The organism is Myxococcales bacterium (assembly GCA_022563535.1).
Classification (GTDB): domain Bacteria; phylum Myxococcota_A; class UBA9160; order UBA9160; family UBA4427; genus DUBZ01.
Map to the genome: position 1 here is coordinate 13,537 of JADFNE010000023.1, position 22,452 is coordinate 35,988.

A 22,452-nucleotide genomic window follows, 5' to 3' on the forward strand; every position below is an offset into this window, starting at 1 on the left:
TCGCCGCCTGCTCATGGGGACCATTGCTGGCCCGCGGGGGATTGTACGAGTGAAGACGGGCACACACATCATCGGCCGTGCGGGAATCTGGTTTGCGGTGCTCTGCGGAATCGTCCTCTTGCAGAGCGCGAACCTGTCCGCCGAAGAGATTCTGGTTGACGGCATCGCCGCACAGGTCGGGGACCAACTTGTACTCGCGTCGGAGATCGAAGAAATCGCGAGGCCGGTCATCGAGCGCATGCGCGCCGCCGGAGTTCCCGAGGACCAGATCCTTCAGATGCGCAAAGACGCCCTCGAACGGCTGATCGAGTCCAGGTTGATCGACGTGGTGGTTCAACAGCTGGAACTCGGCGCTTCCAAGTCCGAGGTCGACGATGCCATCGCTTCCATCGCGCGGGACACCGGCCTCAGCCTCGGACAACTCGCCGAGAGCGTCGCGGGATATGGCATGGCGTTCGAGGACTATCGACTCAAGATCAAATCCGAGATCGAACGCGACAAGGTACTGAACTCCATGGTGCGCTCGAAGGTGCAGGTCCCCGATTCTGAGATCGTAGCTCTCTACGAAAAGCGATTTGGAAATCAGCCTGGCGGTGGAGAAGAAGTTCACCTGCGACACATCATGGTGGGCTTCGACGCGAACAGCGTCATGAGCGGAGACTCCGCTTGTCGGCGGGTCACCACCGCGAGAGAACAAATCGTCAGTGGACAGAAGAGCTTTGAGGAGGTCGCCCAAGAGATTTCCGACGCGAACCCCGAAAACGGGGGAGAACTCGGCTGGATTCACCTCGATGACCTTGCGGGCTGGATGGCCTCCGATCTGTTGAACATGAACCAGGCCAACCCCATCAGTCGCGTGATCGATATGCCCTTTGGTTGCAACCTGCTCGAGCTCGTCGAGCGGCGTACATTTCGACCCGTCATGATCGAAGATGCGCGCCCTCAACTCGAACGGGAACTCTTTCGGACCAAGACCGGGGAGGAGTACACCCGCTGGGTGAACGCGTTGCGCGAGCGGACGTTCATCGAGCGCAAGGGAATCTACGCGGCATCGAGCGTTGCGGAAGCTTCCGCGGACGCGCAGTGAAACCTCAGGCGGTTGCCCGGCTCGACGGCCTGCTGCCCCAGCGCGCGCATCCGAACATTGAAATCCGTGGCGCGCGCGAACACAACCTGCAGGACCTGGACATAGACATTCCCCGTGGTGCGCTCGTGGTTATTACCGGCCTCTCGGGTTCGGGCAAATCTTCTCTCGCTTTTGACACCCTCTACGCCGAGGGCCAACGCCGTTACGTCGAATCACTGTCCGCCTACGCGAGACAGTTTCTCGACCAGATGGCAAAGCCCGACGTCGATTCAGTGGAAGGGCTTTCCCCCGCAATTTCGATTGAACAGAAGGGCGCGACCAAGAGTCCTCGCTCGACGGTCGGGACCATCACGGAAATTGCCGACTACCTCCGCTTGCTCTACGCCCGGGCCGGAGAACCCCATTGCTACAGCTGTGGCAACCCGATCGCGGGGCAATCGCCCAAGGAAATGGTCGAACGCATCAGTGCCCTCGCAAACGGCACGCGCGTCCAGTTGCTCGCGCCGGTGATTCGAGGCCGCAAGGGTGCGTACAAGAAGGAACTCGACGACTACCGCCGCAAGGGTTTCGTGCGCGTGCGGATCGACGGAAAGATGTTCGACCTCGCCAACGAGATCAAAATCCCGCGCACCAAGGTGCACGACATCGACGTGGTGGTCGACCGCATCGTGCTCAAGGACGGGATCGCGGCCAGGCTCGGCGAGTCGGTCGCGACCGCACTCAAACTGGGCGTCGGCATGGTGAAGGTCTTGATCGGCCGCGAAGGGGAACCCGGTGCAGACGAATGGCTGCTCTCCCAGCACCGCGCCTGCGTGGCGTGCGAGGTTTCGTTTCCCGAACTCGTCCCATCGCTGTTCTCCTTCAATACCCGCAACGGCGCGTGCGTCGATTGTTCGGGCCTGGGGGTCATCGAAATTTTTTCACCCGAGCGGATCATCCCGGACCCCACGCGGTCCCTCGCCCGGGGCGCGATCGAACCCTGGTCCCGGGGCAAGGCCGCGGACTATTACGCCGAAGTGCTGGCGGCGCTCGCCGAACACTACGACATCGATCTCGAACGCCCGTGGAATCAACTGCCCGCCAGGGCGCGAGCGGGAATCCTCGAAGGAACGGGCAAGCCGAAAATTCCAATCCCCGGAGGCCTGCTTCGACCGGGTCGGAAACGTCGGCGCGCGAGGGCCGTGGTAGTGAGGCCGTGGCTCGGCGTGGTGGATGAACTCGAACGCCGCTGCGAAGTCGACGAGCGCGCGGCAAAAACCCTGGCGCGCTATCGGGTCGCAGGATCGTGCAAGACTTGCGGGGGATCCCGTCTCGGCCTCGAGGCCCGTCACACGAAACTCGGGGGCATGACGTTGCCCGAGCTGTGCGAACTCCCCATCGCGACGCTGGCCGAGACTTTGCCCAAGCTATCCCTGAACTCGATTCAACGCATAGTGTGCGAGCGAATCTTGCGCGAGATCGAAGAGCGGTTGCAGTTTCTTGTGGATGTCGGGCTCCATTACCTCACGCTCAATCGACCGAGCGCGTCGCTTTCGGGGGGTGAAGCCCAGCGGATCCGTCTCGCGACCCAGATCGGTTCCCACTTGATGGGTGTCCTCTACATCCTCGACGAACCTTCGATCGGCTTGCACGCCCGAGACAACGCCCGCCTGATCGAAAGTTTGCTGCGCCTGCGTGACATGAACAACAGCTTGATCGTGGTCGAACACGACGAAGCCACGATCCGCGCAGCCGATCACGTCATCGACATGGGCCCGGGCGCGGGGATTCACGGTGGGTTCGTGATCGCCGAGGGAACACCCGAAGCGCTGATGAAACATCCCAAGTCCCTGACCGGCGCCTATCTCTCGGGCAAGCGCGCGATCGCGATTCCGGTCGTGCGACGCAAGCCGAACGGCAAGTTCTTGGAAATTCACGGCTGCGCGGAACACAACCTGAAGAACGTGAGCCTGCGGCTGCCGCTCGGGGTCTTCACCGTAGTGACTGGGGTTTCGGGGTCGGGCAAGTCGACGCTCATCAACGCGACCCTCCACCGGGCGTTGGCGGCCAAGCTCCATCATGCGCGGGAAGTCCCGGGGCGGTTCAGCCAGATCGCCGGCCTCGAACACATCGACAAGGTGATCGATGTGGACCAGAGCCCCATCGGGCGCAGCCCGCGTTCAAACCCCGCCACCTACAGCGGCGCCTTCGACGCGATTCGCAGAGTCTTTGCCCAACTGCCCGAATCTCGAGTGCGGGGCTATGGCCCGGGACGCTTTTCATTCAACGTGGCCGAAGGGCGTTGCGAAGCCTGCGACGGTGACGGCGCACTGCGGGTCGAGATGCACTTTCTGCCGGACCTGTTTGTGCTGTGTGAGGTTTGTCGCGGCAAACGCTATACGGCAGAAACCCTGGCGGTTAAATATCGCGGCAAGTCGATCGCAGATGTGCTCGACATGACGGTGGAAGAGGGGCTCTCGTTCCTGGAGAACGTGCCTTCGATTCGCCGGCCCCTCGAAGCGTTGCGCGACGTGGGACTCGGGTACATTCATCTCGGACAATCGGCCACGACACTTTCCGGGGGCGAGGCGCAGCGGGTCAAGCTCGCAAAGGAACTCGCCAAGCGGGCCACTGGATCCACGCTATACCTGCTCGACGAACCCACGACCGGGCTCCACTTTGCCGACGTCGAAAAGCTACTCGAAATGCTCGGGAGCCTGGTGGATATGGGAAATACCGTGGTGGTTATCGAGCATCATCTTGATGTCATCAAAACGGCGGACCATGTGATTGACCTCGGACCCGAAGGCGGGGCGGAGGGAGGAGAGATTGTGGCCGAGGGAACCCCGGAAGCTGTGGCGCGATGCGCCCGGAGCCATACGGGCGTGGCCCTTCGCAGGATCTTCGAAGCCCGATGAGTGAACCTGGACGCAGATTTCGACAAGGCGGTCCGACGACGGAGCAACCGGAACACTACCCCGGTCCGATGGCGGCGCTGGGCCTTACCTTCGGTGCGGTGTTCGCCACCGCGATCGTCGCGGATATGTTCGCGAACAAACCCGACTTCGGTGCGATCGGGATTGGCCAGGTCGTGGGATTCGGCCTGGTCGCGATCCTCGCAACCCAGCGCATCCCCGAACCCCATGCGGAGCGGTTGGGCTTGCGGGGGTTCGATCCTCAGTTTCTCTGGGTGCTGCTTCTCTTGCTGCCATCACTCTTCTTGATGAGCGAGGTCGACAACATCATTCGCGATCTGACCGTTGTGCCGCCCAACCCAGAGATCGCACCCGAAATCGTTTCCCTCTTGTCGCCGGGCTTCTACGGGGAGATCCAGCGTTTTATCGTGATCGTCGGACTCGCGCCGGTGATGGAAGAGTGGCTGTTTCGCGGAGTCATTCAGCAAGGCCTGATGGGGAAGCTCGGCCGCATCCGCGGCTTGATCTTGACCGCCGTACTCTTCGCACTCTGCAGACTGGTCCCCGGATCGCCCGCCAGCACGTTGCTCTCATTTTTGCTGGTCTCGTTCGCCATGGGGTTACTGCTCGGCTGCGTTCGCATTGCAACAGGATCGCTTCTTGCCGTGATCCTCCTCCACACCGGGTTCAACGCGATCGGCTGGGCCGCCGGATTCTTTGCCGACGAGATGCCGATCGACGGCTTCAACGTGGAAAATTCTCACACTTCATTTCAGGTACTCGCCCCCGCAGTGGTGGCGACCGGATACGCATTGATGGCCTTGTACCGGTCACTACTAGACGCTCCGGCCGATCCGCCCCTCAACCCTTCCTCGGATGACGCGTAAGTTTTTCACGGTCAGCGTTTCCGCGGATGAGTTCGTCGAACGCGTTCTGCACACCACTTGCCTATCCGTGTATGCAACTTGCCGGCGGGCTGCCTTACTCCGCACACGGGTTGCCTCGATTCATCACACGAAAGTCAAGCCGCTGATAACGGCGGCCGATCACTTCCAATAGGGAGCTCGCCCCAGATTAACCGGGGTGAGCTATGGAGGGGGCGGTCATCATGGTTCGCAACGCGTTCGGTTTCGCGTCTTGCATGGTTCTTTGTTTTATTCTGTTTAGCCTCTCGGCTCGAGCAGCCACGCATTCGGCAGGTGCCGAACCCAGTATCTTCGAAGGCGGCGGAAGTCACGGCGTTCTCGACTTCGATATCCTGGACCGCGATGCTCCGCTCCGACCAGGCGAATTCGATCTCTTCGCAAGCGGGATTCCCAGTCGCTCGCTCACGAGTTCCGGCGATTCATTCGACTCCTTCAACTTCGGACTGTGGGGCATCAAGCCGATCCCTTTCTCGGCAGCCCCCGCACCCGGCAGCGCCGTCCTGTTCGCTGTGGGGCTGACGATCCTCGGGGCAACCCGGCGGAGGCGGCGGCGCAGCCAGCTCCTTTCCCGCAAGTTGAACAAAGTGACACGACATCTCGATCCCGGCCTTCACGATCAAAGCGAGTCCGGAGCCTGCGCGACTGAGGACGCGGGTGGCGGGGTGTGGAAACGAATACAACGCAGCAAGCGGGATTAGCCGCGGGTCAGGACTCGCGTGCCTGCTGCCGCGCAGGCTCCTGGCTCGGAGTCCGGCTAAGCTGGGTTGCGAGATATGCCGAACCCACGCACCCAGCAGCAACTCTGGCTATGTCTAGTAACGCTCGGCCTGCTGCTCCCCTTCGCGGGGAAAGCCTTTCATATCGACGATCCCATCTTCCTCTGGACCGCGGAGCAGATCAGCGCATCGCCAACTGATTTTTTTGGCTTCGATGTCAACTGGTATGGCTTCATCGAGCCCATGTATGCGGTCAACAAGAACCCGCCACTGGTGAGCTACTACCTGGCCCTGGTCGCCGCGTTCGCGGGTTGGTCGGAGTTCTCGCTTCATCTCGGCATGTTGCTTCCAACGCTGGCTCTGGCCCTGGGCATTTACCGTCTGGCCGAACGCTTCTGCGACGAACCCTTCCTGGCGGCAATCCTGGCCCTGGCCAGTCCGGTGTTTCTCGTCTCCGCAACATCTCTGATGTCGGACGTTCCAATGCTGGCTCTCTGGTGTTGGGCACTGGAGTTCTTTTTGCGCGGAATCGAGCGGGATCGATGGCGCGACTTTATCGTGGCGGGTTGTTTGATGGGGTTGTGTGTCCTGGCCAAGTACTTCGGACTGGCCTTGATTCCCCTGGTCCTGGTGTATGGCGCTGCACGGCGGCGCGCCCCCGGGCGCTGGTTGATCAGCGTCGCGCTGGCGCTCGCAATCATCGCCATTTTCGATCTCTACACCCGCGCGCTCTACGGCTTCGATCCGCTATTGGACGTGGTCGGCTATGCGATCAATCCCGATGTGCGGTTTCGCGTTTCCCCGCTCCAGCGAACCGCGACGGGCTTCTTCTTTTTGGGTGGCTGTATGCTTGGGAGCGCGTTGTTTGCACCGTGGTTGTGGTCCAGGCGCGCGTTGGCCGCGATGGTGTTTTGCTTTGGGCTCATCGCCGCAGCCTTCGTCTACTCTTTCGAAGCCGGACAACCGGGCTTTGATCTACAGATCCACCGGGCGATATTTGCATTTGCCGGCCTGCACCTGGTTGCCCTCGGGTTGGCGGATTTTGCGCGGCGGCGAGATCCCGAATCCATGCTGCTGATTCTCTGGCTCCTGGGCGTGTTTGTCTTTGCGACCTTCACGAACTGGACGACAAGCGGTCGCGCCATTCTCGCGGCGATCCCAGTCGTGGGAATCTTGCTGGTGCGCAGACTTGCGGATGTCCAAATGCTTCGGCCCCCGTTGATCGTTGGGATCCTGGTGCCCGGCCTCGCGCTCGCGATCGCGGTAGGGAAGGCCGACGCCGATTGGGCCCATTCGGCCCGGAGCGCGGCGCACCAGTTCGCCGCCAGCTCCGCTTCGGATCACGGCAGGCTCTACTTCCAGGGGAGTTGGGGATTTCAGCGCTACATGGAGATGGCGGGATTTACGCGTCTGGCCATGGGCGAGACGGCCCTGGTACCCGGCGACCGCGTCGTAATGGCAATCGATGGCTCAAACGTTTTTCGCTTGCCGCCGGGACGCTCGAAATTGATTGAGACACAGAGCTTCGCGTCTTCGAAGTGGATCGCCGTCATGTCGCGCGAGCGCTCGGCCGGATTCTACGCTTCGGTGTGGGGGAGCTTGCCCTATCGCTTTGGCAGTCCGTCTGCCGATCGCTACCGAGTCTTTCGCATGACTCGCAGCTGGTCACCGCAGAGGCTCCGCCGCTAGCAGCCTGCTGAGCCCGTCGATTCATTGATCGTCGGCGCGCAGCTGCCACAAGACGGCATGGTCGTTTCCGAATACACGTTCGTAGTGCTTCGCGAGAATTCGTAATGGAAAGTTTCCGCTTTCGATGAGCCAGAGAATTTTTTTGGAGCGCAGCCAGACCGGATCGAAGTTCGGGGGTCGAACGTGCGCCTGATAGGCCCCGGCCGTAAAGGACCCGCCGTCGAGTCCAAGAAAGAAGCTGGTGCGGATATCGCTGAAGAGGGGAACGGCGCGGCCAGCGTGGGTCGTAAGGATCCAATGTTCGTGTGGCGTCCCTACCAGGCGCCCGGGTAGCAGCACCCTTTCTTCGTCGCCGATCCGTTCTCGGGCGCGCGCCAGAAACTCGATATCCGATGCATAGACCCGACCAAGCGGGCTCTCGCGCAGCCGCGGGTAGTAGGCCCTGGCCTGATCCACGCCTGCGGATCCGAGCAGTGGCAGGCTCCCGACTGCAATCACTAGCCCCATTGCCAATCGTTTCCCGGATGTTTTGTCCTCGCCCGATCCATTTCCGAACATCTCGACCAGCAGGGCCGTGAAGCCGATTGCGAAAAAGAGCGTGTTGATCTGATACTGAAGTGACTGTGTGTAACGCGCCAACAGGGCGCCCTGGAGCACCTCGGGCTTCGCCAACAGCAGTGCGATTTCCAACCACAGGGCATGGATCGCGAGGCAGGCAAAAGCAGCCACTGCGAGGGTCAGGCTGCTGCGTTCGACTATCGAGCGGGACCGGCCGCGCGTCCGTCCGGTGAATAACGCTGTCGCGACACAGACCAGCAGGCCGATGAGCAGAGCGATCTGAACGGGATAGGTCGCTCCCGCGCCACCCGGGTTCGCGAGCAGGTTTGTAAGGCCAACATCAAGGTCCAGCTTCAGGTCGAAGTCGAGGGACAACGCATCTCCCGTGAGATCTTGCGCTTCCTCTACCTGGCCTTCCGGGCCGAACTGCTGGAGAAACAGACTGCGATAAAACGGATCCGTCCCGAGAAAAACGAAGAAGAGTGTCGCGAGCACGGCGGCGGCCCGGGTCAGACGCGCGATCCCGTGTCCCTTGATGGCGAGGCGAGTCTCCCGGTCTGAGCAGAGAACCGCGAGGGAAACGGCCCCGAACAGCAACGCCGCAGGTGCATGTGTGGGATTGACGCAGATTCCCGTGACGACTGCGCAGAGGGGTAGCGCCAGGAGCAACGGTCGCCGGCCGAGGACCCGGGACTGCTGCAGAACAAAGAAGAGAGGAAAGACGAGGACTGCGCTGTGGGCCAACCTCGGAGTGCCTTCGAGCATTTCTCGCGACGGAGCGAAGACTGCATTGAAACAGAGATATGCCACGCCGAAGTGAACCAGGCCCAGACTGACGAGCGCCCGGGGGCGCTGGGCGGATTGGCTCAAGACGGCGAAGGCCGCTCCGCAGAAAAGAGTGAACTGGACGTAGGGGCCGATGTTCACGACTTGCACTGGATGCAGGCCGGATAGCAAAGCCAAAATAAAATTGAGACAAGAAAATCCGCTGGGGTACACCATCCATGCGTCTGAGAACGGCATGAGGTCGTAGAAGAGATGCCCCCGTTCGATCAGAACCTTGGTATAGAACGCGTGGATGTCCGGATCCGAGGACGGGGTATAGAGCAGGTCGAGTTTTTGAAACGCGATTGCCGCAAGCCAGCTCAGCCATGACAGCTGGACGATCAAGCTGGGTAGCCGACTTCGCAGGGGTTGTGAGATCAACCTTGGGAGTTCGGGGTAACGACGCAATGCAAACCAGACAAGCGCGCCCTCGGCCAGCATGACCTCCGGAACCGAAATGCCCGGAAGTCCCACCGCACTGCAGAGCGCGGAGCGGATGTACACGTATCCCAGCGCGATCACCTGTCCGAGCAACATATGACTTGCGATCGCGAGATGCCGGGGGCTCTCGAGCTCGAGCAGTCGGGATGCGCCCCAGCCGATGGCGGCCAGGTGCGTCAGTCCAACGGCGAGCTTGGCGAGCGCGGCTCCGGTGTTGAACGATGACAACACACTGTTGAGCCCTGAGAGGGACAGAATGATTGCGAGCGAGATCGCCACGAGCCGAGGGTCAGCCGCAAATCGGCTTGCCGTCGAACCCTCGGTCATCGCGCGCCCACGGCCCCAAGGCCGTGAAACCGCTCGGCATCGAGTTCGACGACTGCCTCGACGACTGCGGCGTGAATTTCAGAAACCCCGGGACGTGCGTCGATTCTTCTGGCCCAGGGCAGGTCCATCGACCCAAAAATTTTCTCCGCGCGGGTGAGAAACTCGAGTTCTTCGAATGCGGGCTCCGCGATCCCACCCCGGGCGTTGACCCGGGCGAGACCCGCGGCGGCTGGAATTTCGAAGATCAGGGCAAGGTCGGGTTCGGGAAATTCGCTGCGGTTGGCGCGCAGAATCTCGTCGGCGTCGAGACCCCGGGCTCCCTGGTAGGCGACGTTCGAAAGCCAGTAGCGATCGGACAACACGATGGCGCCGTTGGCCAGCCCGGGCTCGAGTACTTCGCGTACATGCTCGCGGCGATCTTCCATGAACCACTCGAGCTCCTGCTCGGGGCTAACGCGTTCATCCGAGCGCGCCATTTTGCGAATGCGCGTTCCCACTGGACCGTCGGTGGGTTCTTTGGTGCGAACGACCGGACGTTGTTCCGCGCGCAGCCTTTCGCACAACAGGTCGGACAACAGATCGAGCTGAGTGCTCTTCCCGCATCCATCCAGGCCTTCAAAGACAATCAGTAATCCGCGCTCCACGAATCCTCCGTCTATCTATTCACAGACCTGCGCGACCTTGCGCCCTGAAGCTTAGCGACCCTTGAATTTGAAGCGTATTTTTGCCCGCAACGTATGGATCAGGACTGGCACGCGACTTGCTCTAGTAGCGGACATCGTCTTCGGACGTCGCCCAAGCAACCCCTTTAACGGGACCGGGGGCTACTGGGTGTGAGTCGTCGGGGGGAGGCAAACTGTATGTGTAGAGATTGTAACGGGGTGAGTCTCTGCGCTTGCTTCCACCCGGCGACTCAGTTGTACGGGGTGGGGCCCACGGGGTGGGGCCCCAGAAATGCAAAACCCGAACTCGTTTCCGAGCTCGGGTTCGCCGAACAACTACGGTCGCCATGTCCATCGCTAGCTAGCTAAATAGACAGGCGACCGGTGTCACGATCTCGCGGTCAGCCGATCAGCATGAACGCAACGACGAGGCCGTAAATTGCGATCGACTCGATCAGCACCATGCCGAGGATGAAGTTGGTGAACATCGCTCCAGCGGCGCCCGGGTTGCGCGCGATACCGGCGGTGGTGTTGCCGGCCGTCAGTCCCTGGCCAATTCCGCAGCCGAGACCAGCGAGACCCACGGCGAGACCCGCACCAATGCCGGGACCCATTCCAAGGCCGTGGTCGGCTCCCTGGGCCATTGCGACGCCGGGTAGCACGACGGCAACCAAGGTCCAAACCAGCAACTTTCCAAACTTCTTCATGATGATCTCCTTAAGATGAAACCTGTGTTCTAAACAGTTCTTGTAAAGGCCGTGCGGCCGCCAAATCGAACAAAAATCATTAGTTCGTTCTATTAAGTTCGTTCTTTGATTGTTCTTTGATTAGTGAGGCTCCTGCGAGGCGGAGCCGATGTAAATCATGGTCAAAAGAGCGAATACGACGGCCTGGAGGAAGCACACCATCAGGCCCAGGCCCATGAAGACGGCTGGGATCGCGAAAGGCACAAGCGAAATCCAGACTGCGACGACCTGGTGATCTGCGTACATGTTGGCCAACAGTCGGACGGCCAGGGTCAAGATGCGGGCCAGATGCAACACGATCTCGAGCGGCAGGAAGAACGGCGTCAGGGGACGTACGTGATAGGTCGTCCCGCCGATCTTGACGTTCATCAGCGCCGGACCCATGAATTGGTAGATGTACTTGAAACCGTGGATACGGATGCCCACGTAGTTGTAGTACACGAACGAGATGATCGCCCAGGCGGCCGTGGTGTTGACGTCAGAGGTTGAACCTCCGACTCCGGGCACCAGACCCATCAGGTTCGAAACCAGTACAAAGAAGAAGATCGTGCCGATCAAGGGGAAGTGACTGCGCCAGTCCTCGCCCATGATGTCCCGACTGAGGTCCGCGAGTTGGATCACGATCACTTCGATCAGATTGCGGAGCGTCACGCCCTCGTCGGGCAGGATGCCGCCGCCCTCGCTGGCAAGCTTGCTCTTGATCGACAGGGCTGCACCGCCCAACAGGATTGCCGCGAGTGCCGCAGCTTGAAAGACCATGCTGATGCCGACGGATTCGAGAGGTGCGTATACGCTGGTCATTCGGTCTCCTGGGCGCGATGGGAAAGCTGCCGCCCGGGATTCCAGACGCTGAATTCGTCCCAGCTCGGATCTTCGGGGCCAATTGCAGGGGCGGGGTCCTGGGGCACGAGCTTGGGTCGGTTCCACACCGCCGCGGCCACGGTTGCGGGCATTGCTAGCGATAGCCCGATCACCAGGCCGACGGGATCTGCGCCGGACATCAAGGCGGCGATGATTCCGCCGAACACCAGACCGAGGCGCAAGCCCAGGACGACAACCCAGGGCCCGCCACCGTTCACCACGCCGGTAAACAGAGCCTCCGCGGTCCGATGAAGAAAGCGGAAGTTCACGGCTTCGAGCGCCACACCGATGGCGAGGCTACCGGCAAAGTGAGGCGAGGCGATTGCGAACGAGGCCGCGATCGCACCTGCACCGATCCCCATGTTGAGTTTTTCGGCGGGATAGAGCTTCATCGATTCATCGATCGCTTTCCTGGTCTTGGTCTTGGTCATTCTCTGGTCTATCGGCGGTACCAGAAGTTTCCGTTGCTCGTTCTGTCGGTCCCGCCGGGTCTGGCTCGGCCGGTCTCATGCGTACGATTCGCAGCAGCATGGCGAGGAAGCCGATTCCCGTACCCACCAACAAGCCAACTGGGGCGGAATCAAAGTAGCTGTCGCACCAGTAACCGAAACCAACGGCGATCGGCACAGCCAAAACGGCTTCGAACGCGCCTTGATAGCTGGCCTTCTGTTGTTCAGTCAGGCCTTGCTTCTTGCCCGGACCCGACGTCTCGCCAAGTCCGTATCGCTTGCCGAGACTTTGTTTCGTTTTGCAAACCTCGAAGCGCGAGAGCGCTTACGAATCGGGTCGAGCGTTCGCGCGCGATCCATCAGGCGGGCGCCGTTGGCTTCTCGCTTCCGGGCGCTCGCAAGTTCTCTTCTGAATTCAGTGCCTTACGGGCTTTTAAATCGAGCGGGGCCCCTCGGGCGGCGGCATAGTAGCCGACCTCCCAGACCCGCTCAACGGCGTTCAGCGTCGAGAAACGCAATGGCAACCATTAGTTGCGGGTGTACTGGCCACCCATGGCGGGGGAGAGGGTGCGGCGGTCAGAACGGATCACCCGATTGAAAATCACGGGTTCTCGCCGGTGCTCTTTAACGCTTTTCGTTCACAGGCGAGCGACGCTGCGCAGGGCTTCGCTCGCGACCTCGAGGGTCTGGTCGATATCCGCCTTGCGGTGGGCGAGGGAGACAAATGCCGCCTCGAAGGAAGAGGGTGCCAGGTAAATCCCCCCTTCGAGCATGGCTGTAAAGAAGCACTTGAAGCGCTCCTGGCTGGCCTTCTTGGCGTCGGTAAAGTTTCGCACGGGACCCGGATGAAAGAAGAAGCCCATCATCCCGCCGGCGGCGGCGACACAGAATTCGACACCCTCGTCTCGCGCAATCTTCGCCAGGCCCTTGGTAAATTGCTGTGCGCGAGCGGTGAGTTTTTCGTAAACACCTTTGTGTTGCAGCTGTCGCAGGGTTTCGAGGCCCGCCGCCATCGCGAGGGGGTTTCCCGAAAGGGTTCCGGCCTGGTAGATGTCGCCCTCGGGCGCGATGCGTTCCATCAGGTCTCGACGCCCCCCATAGGCGGCCGCGGGCAGCCCACCTCCTACAATCTTGCCGAGGCAGGTGAGGTCGGGCGTCACACCGAACAGCGATTGCGCGCTCCCCGGATGAACCCGAAATCCCGTCATCACTTCGTCGAAGATCAGCAGGGCTCCGCGATCCGTGCACAGGTCGCGCAGGCCTTCGAGAAAGCCGGGCTGCGGTGGGACGAAGCCCATGTTGCCCGCGATCGGCTCGACGATCACGCACGCGAGATCGTCGCCCCATCGCGCAAATGCGTCGGTGACGGCATCGAGGTCGTTGAATGGGGCCTGAACGGTGAGCTCGGTCATGGCCTTGGGCACCCCCGGCGAACCCGGGATGCCAAGGGTCGCAACACCGCTTCCGGCACCGACCAACAGGCCGTCGGAGTGGCCGTGGTAGCAGCCGTCGAACTTTAGAATCCGGTCGCGTCCCGTCACCCCGCGCGCGAGTCGAATGGCGCTCAGGGTCGCTTCGGTCCCGCTGCTCACCATGCGAACTTTTTCGATACTGGGGACGAGCTTGCAGATCTCCTCGGCGAGCTCCGTTTCAATTTGCGTGGGTGCGCCAAAGCTCGTGCCACGGCGCAATGTATCGCGCAGGGCGCGCAAGACCTTGGGGTGTGCGTGGCCCAAGATGAGCGGACCCCACGAACCCACGTAGTCGATGTACTCGTTGCCGTCGACGTCGTAGATGCGACAGCCCTTGCCGCGTTCGATGAAGCGCGGCACGCCGCCCACGGATCCAAACGCGCGAACGGGAGAGTTGACGCCGCCGGGGATGCTCTGCAGGGCGCGCGCGAGTTGGGCGCGAGAGAGCTCGTCTTTCATGATGCCATGATGCCTCCAAGCGGATCCGCATGCGGTGCTTTGGGGGTGCGGTTCGAGAGGTTCTAACTCGAGTCCGAATCGGATGAGTCGCTACTCGCAGTGTCGATTCCGCTTTCGGCCAGTCGCTCGACCGAAACGACGCTCTCGCCGGCGTCGAGATTCATGACCCGAACCCCCTGGGTTGCGCGCCCCATCGTCGAAATCGTGTTCACTGGACAGCGCAGAACCTTGCCGCCACTGGTGATGAGCATGAGCTCGTCCGTTTCGACAACTTGCTCGATCCCCACTACTTCGCCGTTACGAAGGTTTGTACGAATCGCGATGATCCCCTGGCCGCCGCGCTTCTGTACCCGGTAGTCGTCGAGGGGAGTGCGCTTGCCGTAGCCGTTTTTCGTCACGGTGAAGATGGTCGCGTCGGGAGAGAGGATCTCCATGCCCACGACCTTGTCGGAAACGCCGTCGGATGTGGTGAGGGTAATGCCCTTGACGCCCGCGGCGCTGCGGCCCATGGGTCGGACCTCCGATTCGCTGAAGCGAATGGACTTGCCGCCCTGGGTCGCGAGAATGACTTCGTTCTGCCCGGTCGTGCGGCCGGCTGCAATCAGTTCGTCGCCGTCGGTGAGGTTGATTGCGATAATGCCCGCACGTCGGGGGTTCGCGAACGAGGCGAGGGCGGTCTTTTTGATCAAACCGTTACGGGTGCTGAGCAGGACGAAATCGTCGTCGACGTTTTCGAAGCTGCGCACCGGCAGCATGGTCTGCACCGCCTCGCCCTGTTGCAGCTGGAGTACGTTGACAATGGCCTTGCCCTTGGCCGCACGACCCAACTGCGGCAATGCGTGGACCTTGATCCAGTGCACGCGTCCCTTGTTGGTGAAGAACAGCACATACGCGTGGGTCGAGGCGATGAACAGGTGTCGCACGAAGTCTTCGTCCCGGGTCACCATGCCGCGCGCGCCCTTGCCCCCGCGCCGCTGGGCGCGGTACTGGGTGATGGGATTGCGTTTGATGTAGCCGAGATGAGAGAGCGTCACGACCATGTCTTCTTCGACGATCAAGTCCTCATTCGAAATGCCGTCGACCGCCACCGTTATTTCGGTGCGTCGATCGTCTCCAAACTGCTCCCCAACTTCTTCGATTTCTTCGATGACGACGTCGAGGACGAGCTCATCGCTCGCGAGCAATGTCTTGAGTTCGGCAATTTTCCCCCGCAGTTCGCGCAACTCGTTCAAGATCTTTTCGCGCTCGAGGGCGGTCAGGGCGCGCAGTCGCAGCTCGAGGATCGCCTGGGCCTGGCGCTCGGTCAGGGCGAAGCGCTCCATCAGTTGGCTGCGCGCTTCGTTGGCGGTTTCGGAGGCGCGGATCATTGCGATGACTTCGTCGAGGTTGTCGAGTGCGAGCTCGAAGCCTTCGAGGACGTGTGCCCGGGCTTCGGCCTGGGCGAGGTCGTAGATCGCGCGGCGGATTACCACTTCTTTGCGGAAGCTGAGGAAGTGGTTCATGCAGGTCTGGACCGGCAACGTCTCGGGGCGGCCGTTCACAAGTGCGAGCAGGTTGACGCCGAACGTCGTCTGCATCGCTGTCATTTTGAACAGTTGGTTGAGGATCACGTCGCGGTTCGCGTCGCGTCGGAGTTCGACCACGATCCGCATGCCTTCTCGATTTGATTCGTCGCGCAAGTCGACGATGCCAGCGATCCGACCTTCACGGACCAGGTCCGCCATCCGTTCGAGCAAGGCGCTCTTGTTGACCTGGTAGGGAATTTCCGTAACGACGATGCGTTCTCCGCGCTTGGTCTCTTCGAATTCCGCCCGCGCGCGCAGGGTCAGGTGACCGCGACCCGTCTTGAAGTAACTCCGCACGCCATCGGTTCCGCACAGAAGCGCACCGGTGGGAAAGTCTGGGCCGGGCATTCGATCCAGGATGTCGTCGAGGCTGCAGTCCGGGTTGCGTGCCTGGTAGACGATCGCCGCGGTCAATTCGCGCAGGTTGTGCGGGGGAACATTGGTCGCCATCCCCACGGCGATTCCCGAAGAGCCGTTTGCGAGCAAGTTGGGGAAGCGCGCGGGAAGCACCACGGGTTCGAGCATCTGGCCGTCAAAGTTCGGTTGGAAATCGACGGTCTCGCGGTCGATGTCGCGCAGCATCTCCCGCGCGATGAAGGCGAGGCGCGCCTCGGTATAGCGGTAGGCCGCTGCGGGGTCGCCGTCGATCGAGCCGAAGTTCCCCTGGCCGTCGACCAGCGGATAGCGGAGTGAAAAATCCTGGGCCATGCGGACCATGGAGTCGTAGACCGCACTGTCGCCGTGGGGGTGGTAGTGCTTCAGGACTTCTCCCACGACACCTGCCGACTTCGAGTAGCGGCGGTTGGGAAGCAGTCCCTCCTGATTCATCGCGTAGAGGATGCGGCGGTGGACGGGCTTGAGTCCGTCGCGCACGTCGGGCAGCGCTCGCGTGATGATGACCGACATCGAGTAGGCGAGAAACGAGCTGCGGACTTCGTCTTCAATATTGACAGGCATGAGGTTGCCGCCGACGGGCGGATCGCCGCCGTCGCCCGTTCCCTCGAAGTCTTGTGGATCGTCGCTCAATGGAACCTCTACATGCGCGGGGGCCAGCGACCCCGTGCGCCTAGCTAGACGTCGAGGTTTTCGACGTTGAGGGCGTTGTCCTCGATGAACTTGCGCCTGGGCTCGACGACGTCGCCCATCAGCGTGGTGAATACCTCGTCCGCTTCAACCGAATCATCGACTCGGACTTGGCACAGCACGCGATTTGCGGGGTTCATGGTGGTATCTGCGAGCTGCTCGGGGTTCATCTCACCCAGGCCCTTGTAGCGCTGAATCGAGACGCCCTTCTGACCAATTTCGAGCACACTCGCGAGCAGTTCGTCGGCCCCGTTGAACTCGCGAACGTCGTCGTCGAGCCGCAGGTTGTAGGGTCTGGGTGCAATTTCCGCGATCTCGTGGTGCAGGCGGATCAAGCGCTGCATGTCGCTCGACTCCATGAACGTGCGGTCGATCGTGAGCCGGTGTTCGATGCCCGCGCGCCGGGTCGTCGCAATCAGATAGGCGGCGCCGTTGCCGCCTTCCGTCGCAAAGCGAACCGCATCGGCGTTGGGAGCGATGAGTGCAAACTCTTCCTGGATCCTCGGCCCGATTTCGCCGAGTAGTACTTCGGGATCGCTCAAGTCGTCATCCGCAGTGAGGTTGCTCCTCACCAGGGCATTGATCACGCGCTCATCGAACATCCGCACCACAAAGCGATCGAGCGCCTTGCGAAACGTGCTCGCCTTTGCGAACAGCTCGCCGAGCACCTCTCCTTCGACGGGAGTGGCGTTTTCTCCGCTGGTGACGACGGCCATGGCAAGCGCATGATCGAGCAAGTACTCCTCGAGGGCGGGTTCGTCTTTTAGATACACCACCTTCTTGCCGCGCTGGGCGCGGAACAGGGGTGGCAGGGCGATGTAGAGATAGCCGTGGTCGATGAGCTCCCGCATCTGTCGGTAGAAGAAGGTGAGCAACAGGGTGCGGATGTGACTGCCGTCGACATCGGCGTCGGTCATGATCACGACCTTGTGGTAGCGCGCCTTTTCGGCATTGAAGTCGAGCCCGATGCCACAGCCGAGCGCCGCAATGATGGCCTGGATCTCCGCGCTCGCGAGCATGCGATCGAGGCGCGCACGTTCGACGTTGAGGATCTTGCCGCGAATCGGGAGAATCGCCTGGGTCCTGCGATCGCGACCCTGCTTGGCCGTGCCTCCAGCCGAATCGCCCTCGACGATGAAGATCTCACACAACCTTGGATCGCGTTCCTGACAGTCTGCGAGTTTGCCGGGCAGGCTGAAGTCGGCCAGCGCGCCTTTGCGTCGCGCCAGATCTCGGGCTTTGCGCGCGGCCTCACGGGCCTTGGCAGCATCTACCACCTTGGCCACGATGGGCTTCGCGACCCGCGGATTCTCTTCCAGGAAACTGCTCAGCTCCTGGTACAGGATCGCTTCGACAATACCCTTGACCTCGCTGGTGCCGAGCTTCGCCTTGGTCTGCCCCTCAAACTCGGGCTGGGGGAGCTTCACGGACACCACCGCCGTAAGGCCTTCGCGCAAATCGTCGCCGCTGACGCTTTCTGCGGGACTCTTGCCCCCCTTGGCCAGGTTCGTGAGGTAGCGGTTTATCGTGCGCGTGAGCGCCGTGCGAAACCCGATCAGGTGACTGCCGCCTTCATTCGTGTTGATGTTGTTCGCGAAGGAAAAAACGCTCTCGTTGTAAGAATCGTTGTACTGCAGTGCGATTTCAACGTTGACCAGAACCGTGCGTCCGTGGTCGTTGAAGGACTTCTCGCCCGAAATGTAGATGGGGTCGTCGTGCAGCGGGGTCTTGTGCTCGTTCAAATGCTCTACAAAGGAACGGATCCCGCCCTCGTAACAGAAGTCGTGTCTCTTGTCGTCGCGCTCGTCGACGATCATGATGCGGACCCCGGCGTTCAGAAACGAAAGCTCGCGCAAGCGCTGGGACAAGATGTCGAAGGAGAAGTCGACCGAGGGAAAGATCTCCGGGTCGGGCGAAAATAAAATTTTGGTGCCGGTCTTTTCGGTCTCGCCGATCGATGCGAGCGGAGACGTGGGAAAGCCGCGCTCATAGTGCTGCTGCCAGACTTCTCCGCTGCGACTGATTGTGAGCTCGAGCTTGGTCGAGAGCGCGTTTACAACCGATATCCCGACGCCGTGAAGTCCGCCCGAAACCTTGTAGCTCTTCTCGTCGAACTTCCCGCCCGCGTGCAGGGTCGTCATCACGACCTCGGCCGCCGACCGCTCTTCCGTGGGATGAATATCGACCGGGATCCCGCGACCGTCGTCTTCGATACTGATACTGCCGTCGGTATGGAGAACGATTGAAATTTCGTTGCAGAAGCCCGCCAACGCTTCGTCGATTGAATTGTCCACGACTTCATAGACGAGGTGGTGCAGTCCAGCGGGACCGGTGGTCCCGATGTACATGGCGGGTCGTTTACGAACTGGCTCGAGACCCTCGAGGACCTCGATCGAACTAGCGTCGTATGTCACGCGCGGGTTGTCCCTGATGTTTCTTGCACTCTATGTCTGCCTGTTCTGTTTGCGTGCCGCGCGCTTTCGCCGGCAGGCTGTACTTTCGGATCAACTCCAAGAGCGGGAATCGTCGAGTGTTCCAGGGCAATCGAGCGCCCATTGATAACTTCGTCCCTCGTTCCGGGGCTTCGAATTTTGACGATGCGATGCGAAGTCGCGGCGCAGCTGTGGCTCCTCGGGCAAAGAATTTTCGCCCTTTTGGGCGGTTTAAAAAGTGGATTTTTTGTGATGTCGAACCGAAAAACTCCGGGCGGTACGCGCTTGTGCGCGACCCCGGAGCGCCGCGGTTTCGCGTAGGTTACAGAATACGTAAGTCTGCGTAAAGACTCTGGGTTCGACGAATTTCAGCTGCCCGCAACGCGCCGGGCGATGGGGCGCTGTTCTCGCTTGAAACCGCTGTCGAAACCCGGCCTGCCCCGGCTCAAACTCGCATCGGCATGACGACCGCGAGGGTGTCTTCATCGTCGGTCGGAACCAACTGTGCGGGAGCGAGTTCGTTCTGTAGACCAAAGCGAACTTCCTTCGAGCGGAGCGTCGAAAGTGCGTCCATGAGGTAACGGGCATTGAAGCCGATCGCGAGGTCTTCACCCGCGAAATCGATGTCCAGCTCTTCTCGCGCATCACCCAAATCCGGGTTGCTCGAGCTGATTGTCAGCCGCCCGTTGCTGAGTTCCAGCTTGACCGCCCTGCTGCGCTCCGACGACAGCAGCGCAACTCTGCGTAGAGCCCGTCCGAACTCCTCAGCGGGCAACACAATCGAGCGCTCGATCTTGGTGGGAAGCACCTGGGTGTAGTTGGGGAACTCGCCCTCGATGAGCCGCATGATCAGGGTCACCCTGCCCTTGCGCGCCAAACCGTTATTGCCCTCGAACGCGAGTTCGATTTCGTCAGCGTCGTCTTCGTCGACGAGCTTCTTGAGTTCCCCGATCCCTTTACGGGGGATTATGACCCCGTTCTCCAGACCCAAGACATCTTCGGAAAGGGTTCGATCGACCGACGCCAAGCGATGGCCATCGGTTGCGACCATGCGGATGCGGCCAGGCTCGTCGAGAACTTCGAGATACACGCCATTGAGGTTGTAGCGCGTCTCATCCACAGAGGCGGCGTACATCGTTCGTTCGATCATCACGCTCAAGACCTGGGCCTGCACCCTCGCGGTCTGTTTGGGCGCAAAGTCCGGGAGTGTTGGGTATTCCTCCGGCGAGGTGCCGGCGAGGGTAAAGTCGCTGCGGGCACATTTGATATTGAGATACCCGTTAGCGGTCGCTTCGAGAAAAATATCCTCTTCTGGCAACTCGCGAACAATCTCAAAGAGCTTCTTTGCCGAAACCGTGACGCCACCGGCCTTCTTGACCTTCGCGTCGTGAGAACTTTGAATCCCGACCTCGAGATCGGTGGCCGCGAGATGAAGCTGCGCGGCCTCATCGCCTGCCTTGACCGTTGCACGAATCAAGACGTTGGCCAGGATCGGCATTGAGTTGCGTTTTTCGACGATGCTCTGAAGACGTGAGAGACCTGTTTGTAACTCGCCTTTGCTAATTGAGAGTTTCATCTTCATCCTATTTATTTTTTGGATAGATTTATTAGAGAGAGATAGTAGTAATAGGTGGCTGACAATCGGATAAAACCCACCTAATCAGTGGATGTAAAACAGGATTACTGATCGCCTAGATTTGTCGGGTACCACGTGAACTGTCGGAAACCGGGAGGCCGGGTCGTTTCTGGGGTGTTATGCGTCACGATTTGACTCGGAGCTTACCACGAACCTCGGGTCGAGGTGACGGTTTTGTCCAGAGACTTCGGTGCGTTGAGTGTCCGGGAAGCTAGGGTTCGGCGTTGCAGGAGCTCTTCGCGGTGGATAAGATCTCGCGTCCGCAGAATGCCGGCGGGCGGTTGGAACCCGCTGAGAAATGGGGGTCGGGGACGCTCGAGCCAGGTCAGTTTTTTGGCCGGCCAGGAGGCGTGAGTCGGCCGCAGGGTTTTTGCGGGTCGATGGGAACTGTCGGCGGAACGCTCGAGTGATGGCCGGCCGTCTAGCGGATCGACCGTTTGCAGACGTCGAGTGCACGTGTCGAGAGTTCAGCGAATTCAAGACCAGCAGAGAAGTTGTCGTACTCGGTCGCAAGTGATCGAAAGCAGCGGTTGGGTCGAGCGGGTGTCGGACGGTGGAGACAAGCACGAAGAAGGACGAAGAGAGAAGCGATCGAGCGCGAAATCGCTTGATCTTCGCAGTTCGGGGAAGTAGCGAGAAACGGCTTTAATTGGGTGATTGGGGAGGTTTAAAAAAGTCACTCGAGGCCGGCCGCAGGCTGAGCCCAAGCAGAATTTACGGTTGTCGAACTTCGATTATTCGACCGACAACTCGACCACTAGAACAAAACTTGCAATATCCGCATTCAAGCAAAGAGAGCATGAGCAATGAAGCGCACATACCAGCCCAGTCGAATCAAAAGAAAACGCAAGCACGGCTTTCGAAGCCGGATGAGCACCAAGGCGGGACGCGCGATCTTGAGCCGCCGCCGGGCGAAGGGACGCTCGCGTCTCACGGTCTCGGTGGGCTCGAAGTAGGGGCGACTGTGCCCCCCCCCGCTCGCTTTCAACGAGCGGATCGAGTGATTTCTGCTCGGGACTACGCACGGGTGCGCCGCCAGGGCGGACGCGCGGCTTCGAAGAACTTCGCGGTTTCGATCGCCGCCCGGGACGAAGAAGTGCCCGGCCAGGACGGATCCGGGAATAAATCGCGGACACGCCTCGGACTCATTGTCAGCCGAAAGGTCGGGAACGCGGTGGTGAGGAATCGCGTGAAGCGGTCGATCCGTGAGTGGTTTCGGACTACCGGCACCCGGTTGGCGGAAGGCGTCGATATTGTGGTGATTGCGCGTCAGGGCGCGGCCAACAAACTGTCGAGCGAGATCTGGCGAGAACTCAGTTCGCTGTTCTCAAAGGGATTGTCGAAGAGTCCGGTGGTCACGAAATCAGGGGTGAGAAAATGACGCGAGTGACTACTCGTGAGACTTTGGGAATAGCGCGGTCGATCGCAATATTCGCCATCCGCCTCTACCAGATACTGATATCGCCGTTCTTCGCCCCGGCGTGCCGTTTTGCGCCCAGCTGTTCGCAGTACGCAATAGACGCAGTGGGCCGCCACGGTGTTTTGCGCGGTTGTTCGCTCGCTGCGCGGCGACTCGTAAAGTGCCACCCCCTACACGAGGGCGGGTTCGACCCCGTTCCCTGAG

The 22,452-nt window shown here is 60.8% G+C and carries 18 protein-coding genes; 8 read left to right on the forward strand and 10 right to left on the reverse strand.

Annotated elements, in window-relative coordinates; all coding sequences use genetic code 11:
• The first annotated feature begins 49 nt into the window (after nt 1-49).
• The 5 genes from IH881_09255 to IH881_09275 all read left to right on the forward strand — a co-directional run bounded on the left by IH881_09255 (nt 50) and on the right by IH881_09275 (nt 7,312).
• Nucleotides 50-1,087, forward strand: coding sequence for a SurA N-terminal domain-containing protein (locus tag IH881_09255; GenBank protein MCH7867871.1), 1,038 nt, complete (start codon nt 50-52; stop codon nt 1,085-1,087).
• 62 nt (nt 1,088-1,149) lie between these two features.
• The gene (gene uvrA / locus IH881_09260) at nt 1,150-3,984 is read left to right on the forward strand and encodes an excinuclease ABC subunit UvrA (GenBank protein ID MCH7867872.1); all 2,835 of its coding nucleotides are present in this window, start codon (nt 1,150-1,152) and stop codon (nt 3,982-3,984) included.
• Entirely contained in the window at nt 3,981-4,868 is an 888-nt protein-coding gene (locus IH881_09265) for a CPBP family intramembrane metalloprotease (GenBank protein MCH7867873.1), read from the forward strand. The genes uvrA and IH881_09265 overlap by 4 nt, the downstream gene beginning before the upstream one ends.
• 221 nt (nt 4,869-5,089) lie before the next feature.
• Nucleotides 5,090-5,605, forward strand: coding sequence for a hypothetical protein (locus tag IH881_09270; GenBank protein MCH7867874.1), 516 nt, complete (start codon nt 5,090-5,092; stop codon nt 5,603-5,605).
• Nucleotides 5,606-5,680: 75 nt separating this feature from the next.
• Nucleotides 5,681-7,312 carry a glycosyltransferase family 39 protein gene (locus IH881_09275; GenBank protein MCH7867875.1) on the forward strand — a complete coding sequence of 544 codons (1,632 nt, stop codon included), beginning with the start codon at nt 5,681-5,683 and terminating at the stop codon, nt 7,310-7,312.
• A 21-nt stretch (nt 7,313-7,333) separates the two neighbouring features.
• On the opposite strand, the gene IH881_09280 is transcribed toward IH881_09275, so the two are convergent.
• The 10 genes from IH881_09280 to dnaN form a co-directional block, all read right to left on the reverse strand.
• Complete coding sequence (locus tag IH881_09280) at nt 7,334-9,415, reverse strand: hypothetical protein (GenBank protein ID MCH7867876.1); 2,082 nt, start codon at nt 9,413-9,415, stop codon at nt 7,334-7,336.
• A 44-nt stretch (nt 9,416-9,459) separates the two neighbouring features.
• Complete coding sequence (gene tmk / locus IH881_09285; protein MCH7867877.1) at nt 9,460-10,107, reverse strand: dTMP kinase; 648 nt, start codon at nt 10,105-10,107, stop codon at nt 9,460-9,462.
• Between the two features lie 419 nt (nt 10,108-10,526).
• The gene (atpE, locus tag IH881_09290) at nt 10,527-10,832 is read right to left on the reverse strand and encodes an ATP synthase F0 subunit C (protein MCH7867878.1); all 306 of its coding nucleotides are present in this window, start codon (nt 10,830-10,832) and stop codon (nt 10,527-10,529) included.
• A gap of 120 nt (nt 10,833-10,952) precedes the next feature.
• On the reverse strand, nt 10,953-11,672 hold the full coding sequence (locus tag IH881_09295) for a F0F1 ATP synthase subunit A (protein MCH7867879.1): 720 nt from the start codon (nt 11,670-11,672) through the stop codon (nt 10,953-10,955).
• Nucleotides 11,669-12,163, reverse strand: a complete 495-nt coding sequence (locus IH881_09300) for a hypothetical protein (protein ID MCH7867880.1) — start codon at nt 12,161-12,163, stop codon at nt 11,669-11,671. The genes IH881_09295 and IH881_09300 overlap by 4 nt, the downstream gene beginning before the upstream one ends.
• Complete coding sequence (locus tag IH881_09305) at nt 12,129-12,359, reverse strand: AtpZ/AtpI family protein (GenBank protein ID MCH7867881.1); 231 nt, start codon at nt 12,357-12,359, stop codon at nt 12,129-12,131. The genes IH881_09300 and IH881_09305 overlap by 35 nt, the downstream gene beginning before the upstream one ends.
• 460 nt (nt 12,360-12,819) lie before the next feature.
• The gene (gene hemL / locus IH881_09310; GenBank protein ID MCH7867882.1) at nt 12,820-14,112 is read right to left on the reverse strand and encodes a glutamate-1-semialdehyde 2,1-aminomutase; all 1,293 of its coding nucleotides are present in this window, start codon (nt 14,110-14,112) and stop codon (nt 12,820-12,822) included.
• 62 nt (nt 14,113-14,174) lie between these two features.
• On the reverse strand, nt 14,175-16,634 hold the full coding sequence (gyrA, locus tag IH881_09315; protein ID MCH7867883.1) for a DNA gyrase subunit A: 2,460 nt from the start codon (nt 16,632-16,634) through the stop codon (nt 14,175-14,177).
• Nucleotides 16,635-16,747: 113 nt separating this feature from the next.
• The gene (gyrB, locus tag IH881_09320) at nt 16,748-19,192 is read right to left on the reverse strand and encodes a DNA topoisomerase (ATP-hydrolyzing) subunit B (protein MCH7867884.1); all 2,445 of its coding nucleotides are present in this window, start codon (nt 19,190-19,192) and stop codon (nt 16,748-16,750) included.
• A 445-nt stretch (nt 19,193-19,637) separates the two neighbouring features.
• Nucleotides 19,638-20,768, reverse strand: a complete 1,131-nt coding sequence (gene dnaN / locus IH881_09325; GenBank protein ID MCH7867885.1) for a DNA polymerase III subunit beta — start codon at nt 20,766-20,768, stop codon at nt 19,638-19,640.
• A gap of 866 nt (nt 20,769-21,634) precedes the next feature.
• On the opposite strand from dnaN, the gene rpmH reads away from it, so the two are divergent.
• From rpmH to yidD, 3 genes are read left to right on the forward strand one after another with little or no spacing between them, the layout of a single operon-like run.
• On the forward strand, nt 21,635-21,784 hold the full coding sequence (rpmH, locus tag IH881_09330; protein ID MCH7867886.1) for a 50S ribosomal protein L34: 150 nt from the start codon (nt 21,635-21,637) through the stop codon (nt 21,782-21,784).
• Between the two features lie 8 nt (nt 21,785-21,792).
• The gene (gene rnpA / locus IH881_09335; protein ID MCH7867887.1) at nt 21,793-22,209 is read left to right on the forward strand and encodes a ribonuclease P protein component; all 417 of its coding nucleotides are present in this window, start codon (nt 21,793-21,795) and stop codon (nt 22,207-22,209) included.
• The gene (gene yidD / locus IH881_09340) at nt 22,206-22,451 is read left to right on the forward strand and encodes a membrane protein insertion efficiency factor YidD (protein MCH7867888.1); all 246 of its coding nucleotides are present in this window, start codon (nt 22,206-22,208) and stop codon (nt 22,449-22,451) included. The genes rnpA and yidD overlap by 4 nt, the downstream gene beginning before the upstream one ends.
• Nucleotide 22,452: the final 1 nt, after the last annotated feature.